General features: G+C 40.8%; 11 protein-coding genes. 7 read left to right on the forward strand and 4 right to left on the reverse strand.

Annotation, left to right across the window (positions count from 1 at the left end):
• The first annotated feature begins 14 nt into the window (after positions 1-14).
• Positions 15-1,859 (forward strand): autotransporter assembly complex protein TamA, encoded by a 1,845-nt coding sequence (locus SWP_RS12530; RefSeq protein ID WP_020912863.1) that lies wholly within the window; start codon positions 15-17, stop codon positions 1,857-1,859.
• Positions 1,856-5,848: a translocation/assembly module TamB domain-containing protein gene (locus tag SWP_RS12535; protein ID WP_020912864.1), complete on the forward strand. Its 3,993-nt coding sequence runs from the start codon at positions 1,856-1,858 to the stop codon at positions 5,846-5,848. Before SWP_RS12530 ends, SWP_RS12535 begins: the two co-directional genes overlap by 4 nt.
• A 75-nt stretch (positions 5,849-5,923) precedes the next feature.
• Here the strand turns inward: SWP_RS12535 and fadR are convergent, their stop codons facing one another.
• Entirely contained in the window at positions 5,924-6,643 is a 720-nt protein-coding gene (fadR, locus tag SWP_RS12540; protein WP_044555898.1) for a fatty acid metabolism transcriptional regulator FadR, read from the reverse strand.
• Positions 6,644-7,157: 514 nt separating this feature from the next.
• Here fadR and nhaB point away from each other — a divergent pair.
• The 5 genes from nhaB to SWP_RS12565 all read left to right on the forward strand — a co-directional run bounded on the left by nhaB (position 7,158) and on the right by SWP_RS12565 (position 14,490).
• On the forward strand, positions 7,158-8,744 hold the full coding sequence (gene nhaB, locus SWP_RS12545; RefSeq protein ID WP_020912867.1) for a sodium/proton antiporter NhaB: 1,587 nt from the start codon (positions 7,158-7,160) through the stop codon (positions 8,742-8,744).
• Between the two features lie 89 nt (positions 8,745-8,833).
• Positions 8,834-9,349, forward strand: coding sequence for a disulfide bond formation protein DsbB (dsbB, locus tag SWP_RS12550; protein WP_020912868.1), 516 nt, complete (start codon positions 8,834-8,836; stop codon positions 9,347-9,349).
• Between the two features lie 348 nt (positions 9,350-9,697).
• Complete coding sequence (locus SWP_RS12555; RefSeq protein WP_020912869.1) at positions 9,698-11,632, forward strand: PrkA family serine protein kinase; 1,935 nt, start codon at positions 9,698-9,700, stop codon at positions 11,630-11,632.
• Positions 11,633-11,683: 51 nt separating this feature from the next.
• Entirely contained in the window at positions 11,684-12,952 is a 1,269-nt protein-coding gene (locus SWP_RS12560; RefSeq protein ID WP_020912870.1) for a YeaH/YhbH family protein, read from the forward strand.
• An 8-nt stretch (positions 12,953-12,960) separates the two neighbouring features.
• The gene (locus SWP_RS12565; protein WP_020912871.1) at positions 12,961-14,490 is read left to right on the forward strand and encodes a SpoVR family protein; all 1,530 of its coding nucleotides are present in this window, start codon (positions 12,961-12,963) and stop codon (positions 14,488-14,490) included.
• 60 nt (positions 14,491-14,550) lie between these two features.
• Here the strand turns inward: SWP_RS12565 and rplY are convergent, their stop codons facing one another.
• From rplY to SWP_RS12580, 3 genes are all read right to left on the reverse strand, one after another.
• Entirely contained in the window at positions 14,551-14,838 is a 288-nt protein-coding gene (gene rplY, locus SWP_RS12570; protein WP_020912872.1) for a 50S ribosomal protein L25, read from the reverse strand.
• A 136-nt stretch (positions 14,839-14,974) separates the two neighbouring features.
• Positions 14,975-15,523 carry a peptidoglycan L,D-endopeptidase MepK gene (gene mepK, locus SWP_RS12575; RefSeq protein WP_044555899.1) on the reverse strand — a complete coding sequence of 183 codons (549 nt, stop codon included), beginning with the start codon at positions 15,521-15,523 and terminating at the stop codon, positions 14,975-14,977.
• A gap of 96 nt (positions 15,524-15,619) precedes the next feature.
• Positions 15,620-17,014, reverse strand: coding sequence for a L,D-transpeptidase family protein (locus tag SWP_RS12580; RefSeq protein ID WP_020912874.1), 1,395 nt, complete (start codon positions 17,012-17,014; stop codon positions 15,620-15,622).
• Positions 17,015-17,022: the final 8 nt, after the last annotated feature.

Genomic DNA, 17,022 nt, shown 5'->3' on the forward strand with positions numbered 1-17,022 from the left:
AGAGTCTGATATTTTTGATAAGTTTGATTCGAACAACCAGCATACTGACATTATTGTTCGGTTTTCTACTGAGTCCTTTTGCTGCCCTAGCAAATGACCTGCTAACGCTGAAAATAGAAGGCGTAACAGGCAGTCTTGAACGCAATGTAAAAGCGCATCTGGGGACATTGCCTAAGTCAGATGTGCAACGGCGTGCGTTTATTTTTAATGCCGAAGATAATATCAATGCCGCTTTGCATTCTATGGGTTATTACAATAGCAAAATAGAGCAAGAGTTTAATCGTAACGATAAAGGGCCTTGGGAGCTTAGCTATTTCATCAGCCCAGGAGAGCCTACGACCATACGTTGGATTGATATACAAGTGAACGGTGAGATGCGCAACGATGTGTTATTTGACCAATGGCTATCCCAGTTGTCTATTCGTCCTGGTGACAGACTTAATCACGGAGTGTATGAGGATTTAAAAGCTCAGTTACTGACATTATCATTAGCACGAGGCTATTTTGATGGCAAATTTGACAAGGCTGAGATTGAGGTAGATAGGGATTATAATAGCGCAAAAATAGCACTGCATTATGACTCTGGCAAACGCTATCATATAGGAGAAGTCACCTTTACAGGTCATACACTACAACCCGAGATCTTAGAGGAACTGCTCCCCTTTGAGCTTGATGCCCCATACAGTACCGGCAATTTGGGACAACTGAACAGGCAACTACTCGATACAGGCTACTTTTCAAATATCAAAGTGTTACCTTTAGTTGAGCAAGTAGAAGGTTTACTTGTGCCCGTTAGAGTTGATCTTAGCCCTAAACCCGATCACTCCATAGAGCTTGGCCTGGGTGTGGATGTAGGAAATACCGTTGATAACAGTATTGAACCTCGTGTCCGCGTCACTTGGCGAACACCACAAATCAACAGTTATGGGCACTCACAAGAAACCTCAGCAGAATGGGCTCCCGACAGACCGAAGTTTTTAACTACTTATACCATTCCTTTGACACACCCTCTCGACGATCAGCTTAAATTACGGGTAGGTATGCTAAGAGATAAATATGGCGTGACTCAAGTCTACGATACTGATGACAGAAACTTTAAGAATACTGGCCAGTTGGAGTCTTCCAAGTTACTTTTTGCGGTGATCCGTCAGCAGCGTCTGGGCCATCAATGGATCCTCAATTACTCTACCGAAGTAATGCGTGAAAATTACACTCAATCAGGTGTTGATTACAATCCATTTTTTGTGCTTTTCGGGGCGAATGTTTCTAAAACTTCTCGTGGTGATAACTCACTCGATCCTAAATCAGGTTTTTTGCAATATTACAGCCTAGAGTATGCCGACCCTAATCTGGGCTCTGAGGTTCGCTTAACACGCCTGCAAGCTAAGTTTAAATGGATCCAAAGGTTTTTTGAAAATCACCGCATTGTTTCCCGTTTAGATTTAGCTGCGAACCTCACAAATGAGAATAATTTGGCACAGATCCCCCCTTCTTTGCGCTATTTTGCTGGCGGCGATCAGAGTATACGTGGTTACAGTTATAACGAGTTAGGTCCATCTATCGACTCTATCAATGATGAAGGAGAAATAGTGAGAGAAGTCATTGGTGGGCGGTATTTGATGGTCGGCAGTATCGAGTATCAATATTACGTTACACCAAGTTGGCGGGTAGCCACATTTATCGACGCTGGTAATGCCTTTGATGTTAATCAAATAGAAGCTATTACCTCTGTGGGTGCGGGGATACATTGGATATCACCAATAGGCCCAGTTAAATTTGACGTTGGTGTCGGGCTGAAGGAAACCGACACAATTAGTAGACCTTGGCGTATCCATATCACTATGGGGGCTGAGCTATGACAACACAGACCTCTAACACCTGCAAAACTCAGCAGTCAAATAGTAAAATTCGTCAAGCAAAAGATGTCATCTGGCGATGGTTTAAACGCCTTAGCCGGATTATTTTCTATATTCCCTTTGGCCTATTAATCAGCTTAGCCATTATTATCGGTACAAATTTTGGTTCTCACTTTGCGGTAAAAATAGCTAACCTTTTGGTGCCTGATCTCGAAGTCAGTTATGTCTCTGGAAAAATAAACAACCGGCTTCAATTAGACTTAGGTAACTGGCAAATGCCGGGGGTCAAAGTTGAAACGACTGGGTTAATCTTAGACTGGAACCCTATGTGCTTAGTGCGAAAGCAGTTATGTGTAAATGAGCTAATTGCAACTAGGGTTAATGTTGAAATAGATACCGACATGCTCGGTGCCCCTACGCCTTTTGAAGGTGGGACGACTGATACATCTATTAGTAGCACCTCTGACAATAAAGACAATTTACGTTCAACTACGAATCAATCTCTCGATACTATCGTGCAGGAGATTGAGGATAATCAAGAAATTGTTTTACCTTTTGGTATTAAGCTTGCGATAGGTGCACTGAGCCAAGTGACTGTGCGCGTCAATGATATGGACTTTAACGCAGCTCAGCTTAATTTAAGTGCTGAATGGCAAAGCACCGGAATTCGAGCACAATCGATTTATGCGCAAGATTTATTAGTATCTATTCCACTCGGCAATGGTAACGAGAACAATACAAACGCCGTTATAGAAACGAAAGAAAATCCGCCAAAAGCTGCCTCGACAAATAAATCAAACAATCAATCAATTAGCGCCAATGTAGTAACTGATGATGCTAAAAAGTGGGCCATGGCTTCTTTACCTGAAGTGTTTATGCCAATACCTGTCTATGTAGAATCGCTAGAGGTTAACAACGGTGATTTAATTCTGGGACCAAGAGCTGATCATTTTAGCGCTATCGCACTGAGTGGAAGCTATCAAACTTTTCTTATTAATATTGAAGAATTGTCTGTTTCTCACAGCTACGGTTCAGCCGAACTAAATGGGCACATGTCTTTATCAGATGATTACCCGATGGATTTTGAGCTTGATATTAACCTTGACCACGTTGATGAAGTGCCAGGGCTAAAGGGTCAACAGCTTAATGTCACAATTGTTCAAGGTTTCAAACAACTGAAAAGTGAGATCTCTGGTCATGGGCAGTTTGAATTTGAGTTATCTTCGAGCATTGCTCTAGCTGATCCCAAAGTCCCCTATTCGATAGCACTACAATCGGAAAAACTACAATGGCCGATTACAATGCCTGAGTATATTGCAACCAAGATCAACCTAAAAACTGAAGGTGATGTTGAGCAACAACATGTCGATCTGCAAACACATTTCAACTCTAATTATCACCCAATAATGAAAGTTAACACTCTATTTGAACACCAAGATTCAACGCTCGATTTCAGTGTATTAGAGATTGAAAGCAAGATGGGGAACGCTTCTATTGATGGCAAGCTGGCTTACGGCGATACGTTTAAATGGGACACTAATGTCGTTACTGAAAAACTCGACATTAGCCAACTTCAGCTCGATTTGGAATACTCTCTACCTAAGAGCAGCATTAATGGCCAGTTTAGCAGTAACGGTAATTTTTCTTTAGCGAATACACATTGGTCAATAGGCTTATCGGATGCTGAACTTAATGGCGATATAGAAACATATCCATTAACAGTCGATGGCAATCTAACACTTAATCACAATTGGTACTTAAGTTCGACTGGACTCAATATTCACGCTTTGAAGAGCTCTTTATATATTGAAGGTGAAGTCGATAAGCGCTGGGCACTAACAGGTGACTTAACTGTGCCAGATCTAAGCCTTTGGCACCAAGATGCACGCGGTAATATTGATAGCGACATTACAGTAACAGGAGAATCTGAGCACCCAAATATTGATGTATCTCTTTTAGCCAATGGCCTTAAGTTTAGTCAGCTATCTCTAGAAAAACTGAGTCTAAAAGGCCACTATAAACCGCTAGACAATCAAGCATTCTCAGCTCAGTTAACATCAAAGAAGTTTAACTACGATACTATTTATCTAGATAGTATTAATGTACGAAGTAACGGCGACTTAAATCAGCAATCGTTAACGATTGAAACCCTCGGAGAACTCGGATTAACGACTTCTATTAACAGCCTATTTGATAACAATAAAAACACTGTTAACGCGCAAATAAATCAACTTAAGCTGCAATCAAAGCTTGGTGAGGTAAACCTAGAAAAGCCATTAAATGGGCAGTATGATATTTCAAAAACTAATGGTCAGATAACACCCTTTTGTTTAACCCATGCGAGCGGGAAACTCTGTGCTGTAGAGCCAATTGAAGTCGGACTGAGTGGCCGGGCAAAAATGGAATATTCAGGAGACCTTGGGGTTTTGATTTCACCATGGCTACCCGAAAGTATAAAGTGGCAAGCGCCTTCCACTTTAGCGTCGCAATTTGAGTGGTTTGAAGAAGGTAAGCCTACAGGTCAGTTAGAGCTAGATTTAAAACCTGGCACTATCGACTTTAAAACAACCAATAGTAATGAGGTCAGTGTCGGATATAAGTCCTTCAATATGCAAAGCCTTTTAAATGAACAGTACCTTAGAACAACAATCGCACTAGAGTCTTATAAAGTAGCCAGTTTCGACGCAAATCTCACCGTCGGTGTCACCCCAGATAGAACTATTGACGGCAAACTTGCCTTACATCAAATAGACTTACAAGCACTCGCTCAGCTATTACCTGAGTTAGAAACATTAGAGGGTATAGTATCGAGTAATCTGAATTTGAGCGGTACGCTTACAGATCCTCAAGCATCAGGTGACATAACTCTTAGAAAAGGTTCTATTCTAGCAACAGCTAACCCAACTCTTATTGAAGATGTAGACTTGAATCTAACCTTCGCCGGTAAACAAGCGCAAATAGATGGTGAGCTTAAGATGGGTAAAGGACTCGCTTATATCGACGGTCAACTGGATTGGTTAAATAAACAGTTACAAGGCAATTTCGATATAAAAGGCAAAGACCTCGCCGTTATTCAACCGCCACTTGCGATTCTAAGTGTTAGCACCGATCTCAATATTGGTTTTACCGACCATTCCGTTGATGTAAAAGGCGATATTAATGTGCCAACAGGGCACATTACCATTGTTCAGTTGCCAGAAGGCGGTGTTGCAGTGTCAAAGGACGTAGTGTTTAAAGATAGCCTTGCGACACAAACTTCAAAGGCGACTCCTTTGGCTGTTTCTGCTGAAGTTAATTTGAACATTGGTGACGATTTAAAAGTTGATGGAATGGGACTCGACGGCAAACTATTAGGTAAGTTGGAATTGAAGCAAAGTCCTTTTAGGCCCCCATTACTCTTTGGTGAAATTAAAGTTATTGATGGATCTTATAAGTTCATGGGGCAGACTTTGAAAATTAAAGCGGGTGAAATGCAGTTTATAGGCCCTATTGATGTTCCCAATTTGAATATAGAAGCTGCACGAGAAATAAAAGAGGAAGATGTGGTAGCAGGTGTTCGCATAACAGGAACACCGATGAAACCAATTGTTAACCTTTATTCAAACCCAGCAAAAGAACAGGCTGAAATTTTAAATTACATTGTCAGAGGCACAGGCCTAAACAGCAACGATGTAGACCAAAACAGTGGCTTGATGATGGGGGCAGCATTGACATTAAGTAACCAAATTGGTGGCGGAGCTATCGGCAATATAGGTAATACAGCGACTGGTATCATTGAGAAAATCGGTTTTTCAAATGTCCAACTCGATGCCAACGATGATGGACGGTTCGCAATTAGTGGCTTTATCGGTGAAGATCTCATGGTGAAATACGGTATTGGTGTGTTTAATCCAGGCTATGAAATGACCGTTCGTTATTACTTATTGTCGCAACTCTATCTAGAAACGGTTTCGGGTACAATTGACATCCTTAGATATCTACTACAGCTTTGACCTATAATCTTAAGCATCAAAAAAGCCATCTAAAAGATGGCTTTTTTATTAAACGAACTAAACTAAGATAAAATTCTATGTATTTGAATGGCCTAGCTCAACTGGCATTTTATCGCGTAAACTCTGCCACATCATACCGCTATTAATCCCGTAGGTTCGCATTAACCCAGCAACGTCCGTATAATTCTTATCTACTGCAAGCTGCTGCAGTTGCTTATAAAAGTCCAACGCTAATGCTCGTGCTTCGGCGCTAGAAAAATAATAACGGCCGACTCTGCTATATAACCCTTTAAAACCATTCAAAATGAGAACATAAAGAGGATTACCAGAAGAAAAAGCTAATGTGTGCTGTAATTCATAATCAAAGTCCGCATAAGCTTGAGCCGTATCTTCCAACTCATCAAGCTTTGATAATGCTTCAACAGCCTTATCGGGGTTATTGCGAATAGCACCTCTAAAATAGATTGCACTAACACTGCTACGCGCCGATAACAGTTGATCGACGAGCTCAGGAAAACCATCAGGATCAAGTTCAGCGATGGTCTCTAGGATATTTAGTCCAGAGGTCTCCCAGAAATTATTCACTCTAGTGGGTTTACCATGTTGAATAGTTAGCCAGCCATCTCGGGCAAGACGTTGCAGCACTTCACGTAATGTCGTGCGTGTTACGCCTATTAATTCAGACAACTCACGTTCAGCTGGCAAAATAGAACCTGGGGCAAATTTGTTCTCCCAAATGGATCGTACAATATATTTCTCAGCAAAACTTGCAGGGCCTTTGGCATTGATGATCATCAGCCTACTCTATCCAATTATTAGTGTTGTTCTATTACTGATCATACCAGAGCTACCCAAAATGGAAACCTAAACCGTCGTATTAGATAATCACAGTGGTCAAAAAGCAAAATCATGGTTAAAAATTATCCGTTTGATGCGTTTTAGCTGATTTTTTTTGATATAGATAGCCGTTTGGGTAATCAGTGCTGTTTAAGTTAGTCAAAAGGAATTACCTTTAGCATCGGCAATTTTATAAGTAACAACAAATCTAGTTAATTTCTTGTTACAATCGCACATTACAACACAAGAGTGAGGATTCCATACCAGTGACAACGATTCTGGCGTCTTTGTTAACTTCTTAGGCAATTTGTCAAGGTAGTTCAAATTCGCAATATTATCGTTTCTAGTAATCAACCCAGTCGTATTCTAATTAAATCCAGTTTACATTTGGCGTCGGCAAATATATTAGTAACAACAAATCTAGTTAATTTATTGTTACAAACGAACATTACAAAACAAGAGTGAGGATTCCATGCCTGTGACAATGAGTCAGGCGTTTCTTGATAACTTCTTAGGCAATTCGCCAAAGTGGTTCAAATTCGCAATATTATCGTTTCTAGTGATCAACCCAGTCGTTTTCTATCTTAATCCGTTTGTAGCGGGTTGGCTGTTGGTTTTAGAGTTTATTTTTACCCTTGCGATGGCTCTTAAATGCTATCCGTTGCAACCAGGGGGTTTACTCGCAATTGAAGCGGTAATAATAGGCATGACTTCACCCAGTCAAGTCCTGCATGAGATAGAAGCAAACCTAGAAGTTTTATTGCTACTGATTTTTATGGTTGCTGGTATCTATTTCATGAAGCAACTATTACTGTTTGCCTTCACGAAAATGATCACCAAAGTTCGTTCCAAGATTGCAGTATCAATCATGTGCTGTGTTGCATCAGCATTTTTGTCAGCATTCCTAGATGCGCTTACAGTAATAGCAGTCATTATAGCGGTTGCGGTGGGCTTCTATTCGATTTACCACAAAGTGGCATCGGGTAAAAACTTTAATGATAGCCATGATCACACTAGCGACGGCCAAAGCCAGTTATGTGAAGAAGAGTTAGAAGCATTCAGGGGCTTTTTGCGTAACTTGCTAATGCATGCTGGTGTTGGTACTGCACTTGGTGGCGTTTGTACTATGGTCGGTGAACCACAGAACTTAATTATTGCAGCCCAAGCAAACTGGCAATTTGCAGAGTTTGCCCTACGCATGTCTCCTGTCACTGTGCCAGTCTTCGTTGCAGGTGTTTTGACTTGTTTCTTAGTTGAGAAATTCAGAGTGTTTGATTACGGTAAGCAGCTTCCTGATGCCGTACACAAAATTTTATCTGACTACTCAGCTCATGAAGATGCACATCGTACTAAGCATGACAAAATAAAATTAATCATCCAGGCACTTGTCGGTGTTTGGCTCATTATTGGTCTTGCCTTCCACCTTGCATCTGTTGGCCTTATTGGTCTTTCAGTCATCATTTTAACCACTGCCTTTAACGGTGTGACTAACGAGCACCAATTAGGTAAAGCATTTGAGGAAGCACTACCATTCACCGCGTTGTTAGCCGTCTTCTTCGCTATTGTTGGCGTCATCATTGATCAGCAACTGTTTGCCCCCGTCATTCAATGGGCGCTTAGTTATGAAGGTAACACTCAGTTAGTTATTTTCTATATTGCCATCGGTTTACTCTCAATGGTCAGTGATAACGTGTTTGTGGGTACCGTTTACATCAATGAGGTTAAAGCTGCGTTACTTGATGGTCAAATCACCCGCGACCAGTTTGACCTTCTTGCAGTTGCTATTAACACCGGTACTAACCTGCCATCGGTGGCGACACCAAATGGACAAGCGGCTTTCCTATTCTTACTGACATCAGCAATCGCCCCACTCATCCGACTTTCCTACGGACGGATGGTTTGGATGGCGCTACCATATACAATTGTTTTATCAATTGTAGGGATCTTAGCGATTCAATTTGGAGCGCTTGAACAGATGACGCAATATTTCTACGATAATAATATGTTGCTTCATCACACCCTCCAAGAAGTTGGAAATAGTGCAGCATCAGCGCATTAATAATGTGCTGACTGAACTAATTTAGAGTTTGAAAGTCATATAAAACGCCCTCTTACGGGCGTTTTTTATTTGCAAAGGAGACCTGATCGTTGAATGCACTAATCAATTATTCCCAATCACGTACAGCATGGCTCACACTGACAGCTACGGCGCTTGCTTTAGAACTGGCCGCACTATTCTTCCAATATGTTATGAAGCTTGACCCTTGTGTGATGTGTATCTATCAAAGGTTGGCAATATTTGGCATTTTATTTGCCGGTTTTCTAGGCGTTGCTGGCTACCAATCTCGTATAGTACGTTTTGTAGCGATGGGACTCTGGGGAGGAAGTGCTGCCTACGGCCTTAAACTAGCGCTTGAGCTAGTCGATATGCAAACTAACCCTTCCCCTTTTGCAACCTGTTCTTTTTTGCCTGAGTTTCCAAGTTGGATGCCTCTGCATGAATGGATCCCATCGATTTTTATGCCGACTGGTATGTGCACTGATATCCCCTGGCAAATGATGGGCGTCACCATGGGTCAATGGATGATCGTAGCATTTTCAGTATATCTGTTAGCGTTAGTCATCTTTTTTATACCAGCACTTGTTCCAAAAACTAAAAGCTAGCTCAGGTAGAAAAAGTCACCTCGCCTAGCGTTTATTACTATTAGTTGAAATAGACAATCCGAGTAATTATCTCGGATTGTCTCCCACCAAAAAATACATTCATCATTTATTTTTCCAAACGAAAAGCACTTAGTTCCGCTAAGTAATACTCTCTATAACGCCAAATATTTTTATAGTAAAAATGAATTATTGCTCATTCATCATTTGCAACTATTGCAAATGCAACTATTTCTTATTGTTTTTATTTGGTTTTTTATCTCAATGAAGCAAATTAGCGTCTAACCTTAATAGTAGGGGGCAGCTTCTATGAGCCTCTAATTCTTTTTAAGTTGTTTTAGGGGGTGGGTTATGGGTATTTTCGAGCATTACCAACAACGCTATGAAAAAAAACTAGATGAAGAGTATTCATTAGAAGAGTTTCTAAGCATTTGTAAAGAAGACCGCAGTGCTTTTGCATCTGCAGCAGAGCGCCTATTGATTGCTATTGGAGAGCCAGAGCTAATTGATACGTCTAAAGACCCAATCTTAAGCCGGCTCTTTTCCAATCGATTAATATCTCGCTATCCAGCTTTTAAAGATTTTTATGGAATGGAAGAAGCTATTGAGCAAATTGTCGCTTATTTAAAGCATTCAGCCCAAGGACTTGAAGAGTCAAAACAAATTCTCTATCTGTTAGGCCCAGTTGGCGGCGGTAAATCCTCTTTAGCTGAAAAGCTTAAAGCATTAATGCAGAACGTGCCTATTTATGTACTCACCGCCGACGGGGTTCGTAGCCCTGTAAACGACCATCCTTTCTGTCTATTTAACCTTGAGGAAGATGGCGAGATTTTGAAACAAGAGTACGGCATTCCTAAACGTTATTTAAAAAGTATTATGTCACCGTGGGCAGTAAAACGACTACATGAATTTGGAGGAGACATATCGAAATTTAAAGTAGTAAAAGTTTACCCCTCTATACTGGATCAACTTGCCATCGCCAAAACAGAACCCGGGGACGAAAACAACCAAGATATTTCATCGTTAGTCGGTAAAGTTGATATTAGGCAACTAGAACATTTTGCACAGAATGACGCAGATGCCTACTCATACTCAGGGGCGCTGTGTCGCGCAAACCAAGGGATGATGGAGTTTGTTGAGATGTTTAAGGCGCCAATTAAAGTCCTTCATCCACTACTAACAGCAACTCAAGAAGGTAACTTTAACGGTACAGAGGGACTTTCAGCGCTTCCTTTTGGCGGTATTATTCTGGCTCACTCTAATGAGTCAGAATGGACAACCTTTAGAAACAACAAAACCAACGAAGCGTTTTTAGACCGTGTTTATATCGTAAAAGTCCCCTATTGTTTACGCCTATCTGAAGAGGTACGAATTTACGAAAAGCTCCTTACTAATTCTGAACTGGCCAATACCCCTTGTGCCCCTGGTACATTAGAAACCTTGGCACAATTCAGTGTCCTCTCGCGGGTAGTCGCACCAGAGAACTCCTCAATCTATTCAAAAATGCGTGTTTATGATGGTGAAAGCCTAAAGGACACTGATCCTAAAGCAAAGTCTTACCAAGAGTATCGTGACTATGCTGGCGTTGATGAGGGAATGCTGGGATTATCCACCCGTTTTGCTTTCAAAATTTTATCCAAAGTATTCAATTTTGACCACACAGAAATTGCAGCAAATCCCGTTCACCTTTTCTATGTGCTGGAACGCCAAATCGAGCAGGAACAGTTTCCAACTGAAACAGCCGAACGCTATTTAGAATTTTTAAAAGGCTACCTTATCCCTAAGTATGTGGAGTTTATCGGGAAAGAAATTCAAACAGCTTATCTAGAGTCTTACTCGGAATATGGACAAAATATTTTCGACCGATATGTCACCTATGCTGATTTCTGGATTCAAGATCAAGAATATAGAGATCCAGAAACAGGCCAATTATTTGATAGAGCAGCGCTTAATGCCGAACTTGAAAAAATAGAAAAGCCCGCAGGGATCAGTAACCCTAAGGATTTTAGAAATGAGATCGTTAACTTTGTCCTTAGGGCAAGGGCTAATAACGAAGGAACAAACCCTCTATGGACAAGTTATGAAAAACTAAGAACAGTAATAGAGAAGAAAATGTTCTCTAATACCGAGGATCTACTACCAGTAATCTCCTTTAATGGCAAAACATCAACTGATGATCAGCGTAAGCATGATGATTTCGTCAATAGAATGATGGAGAAAGGCTATACCCAAAAGCAAGTAAGGCTACTATCAGAGTGGTATCTGAGAGTTAGAAAGTCTTCTTAGAAAAGCCATAAAAGGGGAGAACCCTCCCCTTCGTCAGGCTAGGAGGTGCGCATGGCAAATTTCATCGATAGAAGACTAAACGCAAAAGGTAAAAGTACCGTCAATAGACAACGATTTATTAATCGCTATAAAAAACAGATAAAAAAAGCGGTAAGTGACGCAGTAACACATCGAAGTGTTACTGACGTAGACAAAGGGGAGAAGATCAGCATTCCCACACGGGACATTAGTGAACCGACATTTCATCAAGGAAGTGGAGGCGTCCGTGACAGGGTCTACCCTGGAAACGACCAATTTAGTCGAGGTGATCAAATAGAAAGGCCGCCTTCAGGTAATGGACAAGGTGCAGGACAAGGTGAAGCATCTGATTCAGGTGAAGGCAACGATGATTTCGTATTTCAGATCTCTAAAGATGAATACTTAGAGCTGTTATTTGAAGATCTAGAGCTGCCCAACCTTCAAAATAACCGACTGAATAAACTTGTCGAGTATCAGGTATATCGGGCTGGTTTTACCAATGATGGTGTTCCCGCAAATATTAACATCGTGCGCTCATTACGCTCATCTATCGCCCGTCGTATGGCGATGACATCCACCAAGAAGCGCACCCTAAATGAATTACAACAGGAGCTTGAAGAACTTGAAAGTAAAGCTGGCTCTAACGCAGAGCGCATTTTAGCTTTAAAGGCTGAAATTGATGATTTACAACGTAGGATCAAAAAGGTGCCTTTTATTGATACCTTTGATTTACGCTATAACAACTATGCAAAACGAGAGGTACCCTCCAGTCAGGCCGTTATGTTCTGTCTTATGGATGTTTCGGGATCTATGGATCAGGCAACCAAAGACATGGCTAAACGTTTCTATATATTACTTTATTTGTTTTTAACAAGAACCTATAAAAACCTAGAAGTCGTTTACATCCGCCATCACACCCAAGCAAAAGAGGTCGATGAACACGAGTTCTTCTACTCCCAAGAAACAGGTGGAACAATTGTGTCCAGTGCATTGAAATTAATGCATGAGATCCAACAAAAGCGTTACCCTGAAAATGAATGGAATATTTATGCAGCACAGGCTTCCGATGGTGACAATTGGGCCGATGACTCGCCTTCATGCAATCAAATACTCGAAAAACAATTACTTCCAGTAGTCAGGTATTTTAGTTATATCGAAATTACCAACAGAGCTCATCAAACACTGTGGCGAGAGTACGAAACTCTCCAGAAATCACACGATAACATCGCAGTGCAGCACATCAAACAAGCTGAAGATATTTATCCTGTATTTAGAGAGTTGTTTAAGAAACAAGCTGTTTAGGGGGCGCTATGGACACCACTAAAAAAAGAACACCGCTAGATGATGGTCCTGATTGGAATTTCGATTTACTACAGACTTATTTAACTGAAATTGAGCGCGTGGCAAATCATTATCGATTGGATGCCTACCCAAATCAAATCGAGGTCATTACCGCAGAGCAGATGATGGATGCCTATGCAGGGATCGGTATGCCTATTGGCTATACCCATTGGTCTTTCGGTAAACGCTTTATTGAAACCGAACAAGGCTATAAAAGAGGACAAATGGGCTTAGCCTACGAAATTGTTATCAATTCAGATCCTTGTATTGCATACCTAATGGAGGAGAACACCATAACTATGCAAGCGCTAGTCATGGCGCATGCTAGTTTAGGCCATAATAGTTTCTTTAAAGGTAACTATTTATTTAAGACTTGGACTGACGCTAGCTCCATTATTGATTATCTCGTATTTGCTAGAAATTATATTAGTGATTGTGAAGAAAAATATGGAATTGAAAAGGTTGAAAGTGTCATTGACTCCTGCCATGCACTCATGAGCTTTGGCGTCGACAGATATAAACGTCCTAGTGAGATCTCTTTCAAAGAGGAGCAAATGCGCCAAAAAGACCGTGAAGCATATCTTCAAAGTCAGGTAAATGATCTATGGCGGACTGTGCCTATTGCACCTCATGAAGAACAAAAAGCTCAAGCTCAACGCTTTCCAGCTGAGCCACAAGAGAATATTCTATACTTTATCGAAAAAAATGCGCCTCTTCTAGAGCCGTGGCAACGAGAAATAGTTCGAATAGTAAGAAAGATGGGCCAATATTTTTACCCACAAAAGCAAACCCAGGTAATGAATGAAGGGTGGGCTACATTTTGGCACTATACGATTTTAAATCATCTCTACGATGAAGGATTAGTGACGGATCGCTTCATGTTAGAGTTTTTACAAAGCCACACTGGCGTTGTCGCACAGCCAAGTTATAACAGTCCACACTATAGCGGTATAAACCCTTACGCACTCGGGTTTAATATGTTTGTTGATATACGCCGTATATGCGAAAACCCGACAGAGGAAGATAAGCATTGGTTCCCGGACATCGCTGGTAGTGATTGGTTAACGACACTGCATTTTGCCATGGAAAATTTTAAAGATGAAAGCTTCATTAGCCAGTACCTATCCCCCAATATCATTCGTCAATTTAAACTTTTTTCTATTCTTGACGACGATAACAAGAACTACTTAGCTGTATCTGCGATACATGACGAACAGGGATATAAAGAGATCAGAGAGAAACTGTCGCAACAATATAACCTGTCTAACTTAGAGCCCAATATTCAAGTTCACAATGTTGAAGTATCAGGTGATAGATCACTAACCCTTAGATATGTGCCCAATGCGAGGATCCCATTAGCAGATACACGCCACGAGGTTGTAAAACATATACACAGGCTTTGGGGTTTTGACGTTAGAATAGAGCAAGGTGAAAATAGTGATGTGAAGGTTATCGCTGTCTGCCCTGAACAAAAGTTAGATAATGCTGCGAACATTTAATGCTAAAAATAGCCCACAAAAAAAGCGCCTATGTGGCGCTTTTTAAAATCTACTTAAAATTTAAGCAAATTTGAAATCAATATGTTCAATCAAAGGCTTGAACGCATGACGCTGCATGTCTTGAACACGTACAGCTACGTCTTTACCATCAAGAGAGATAGTTAGGTCAGTAGTGTAAAAATCTTCGTTCGCTTGGATATTGATAATATCTTTATGATCGAAAACGATAGAGATAGCTTCTTTACCTGGACCATAGATAACAGCAGGAACTTTGTTAGCATGACGTAGGCGGCGGCTCGAACCTTTCCCTATTTCAGTGCGGATTTGTGCAGCGATTGTATAAGACATAATAAAACTCACTTAATAAAAAATAATATAAATGTACAGTAACGGTTTTCGACCAACCATTACTTGCTAAAAGCCGGCGAATACTAACATAGACTGACCAAGTAAACAAAAACTATCTGCCTACTCCCAGAGTTTGTTACCAACTTCTAATTGGGCCTGTATCAATATGCACGAAACCTGAGTTAGGGTAGTAACCTACTCCGCCCAGTTTAAGCGCTAAAGCGGCACTTCTTACCTCTGCAAGTTTTACACCTGGTACTGCAATATCAAGTGCCATGCCTTTCATATGGTAGCTTTTCTTAGCAACTCCATTACTTCGCTTAGCAAGCATTTGATTCGTTTTTGGCGATCGATAACCTGATATTATGTGTAATTCGTCGTCATAACCTAACGATTCTTTTAATAAATAAGCAAAATCAAATAAACGTTTATCCATTGGAGCAGATTCATTTTGGCGATGATCACGCAATACCTGACTAAAATCAGTCAAAATATCACTTTGGTAATCACCATCAATCCAATAGCTTCCCTGCCCTCGTTCACCTGTATGACGGTTGTAAAAGCCTAAACTTCTAACCCCTTTGGTTGAACGACTAGCTTGTGCTTTAGTGGGCAACATAGAAAACATTGCTACTCCACCAAGGCCTAATAATAACTGTCTACGAGCAGAACATACTACGGTCACACGATCACCACTGACTACTTTTCCTACAACTGGCAGGCAAAGTAGCCTTAAAGTCTAAGAAATGCAAGGTATCAGCATAAAATAGTGAAAAGTGGACTATAAGTTATTGATATGAGCAACTGAAGGGTCTGATGCATCATTTATTGACTGCTTCTGGTAGATATCATTTCTAAACTGAGCCAAATTGTCTTTATCAATCCAGGCGGTCCAGTACACCAAGTGAACATTTAAGGTTGAATTTAGCGCAAACCACTGGGTCTTGTTTCTATCTATGTGCCTATCTACCCATGTTTGCTTATCTTTCACCAAGTTTGCGGCCATCCAATTAGCTAATCCCTCAACATTTTCAATTCTTATACATCCTGAAGATAGCGCCCTGTAGCTTTTATTAAACAACTTGGGATCTGACGTGTCATGGAGATAAACACTATAATCATTCGGAAAATAAAACTTATACCTTCCTAAAGTATTGTTGACGCCAGGGCGTTGAACAAACCTAAATGGAAACGGGCCGGCAGCAAGATCTCGCCATTGTTGTGCTGATCTCACAACCTGATTGCCTTCACGGTCAAAAACGTCAAACTCACGTTGTTCGATATAATTACCATCGATTCTTACTTGTGGAAGCAGATCATTGAAAAGAATCTTTTTAGGTACACGCCAACTTGGGTTGATAACTACATTAGAAATAGCACTACTTAGCAATGGAGTTTGTCGATAAGGCTTACCGACTATGACGCGCGACTCAAGTTCGACTTTTCCTTGGCTAATTAACTCCATTTCATAGGCTGGGATATTGATCACCAAAAACTGTTCTGCTCTTTGTGACATGAATTCTGCTTTTTGTACAAAGCTCTTAGCGAGAATTCTAGCTCTCTCCATAGGATCAACATTAATCCATTTCAATGTTTCAGGTCCGATAATGCCATCCGGATTTAACCCGTGACGCCGTTGAAAGCGCCTTACTCCGTTGACTAACCTGTCATCCAAAGATTCAGCGCTTTGCGCACTTGCAACACCATCACCAAGTAACATCAGTCTATCGGCTATGGCTAATAACGACTTATGACTCATCCCAGGTCGGATTAAGCCTTCAATATAGATAGGTGTCCATTGTTGATGTTCCGCCAACCATCTTAGATGCGATATACGGTTCTGTAGTTGTAAATAATTATCCATTTTCGGCTCAAGAGCCATTGCTCTTATGAGCGGATCGTTAATATTGGTGGTATTTGTATCGCGGATCGCGATATGACGTTGTGCCCAGAAATTGGCGATGTCAAACTCAATTTTCTCAAGGGTTTCTTTAGTCGGTTTGCCATAGGTCAGTTGTGTTAACTGGTGCTGATACTTAGCTTTAGGCTCTACAAGGTGAATTAACCTAAGTTGTTTTACTAGCATTTTATTTGCCGCATTCGCTCTTTCATCAGCGAACACTGCCGCACTCATCAAGACTAGACTAATAATAAAGCTAATACTAATAAACCGCATTGACTCAC

The sequence above is a fragment of the Shewanella piezotolerans WP3 genome (assembly GCF_000014885.1).
GTDB classification, from domain to species: domain Bacteria; phylum Pseudomonadota; class Gammaproteobacteria; order Enterobacterales; family Shewanellaceae; genus Shewanella; species Shewanella piezotolerans.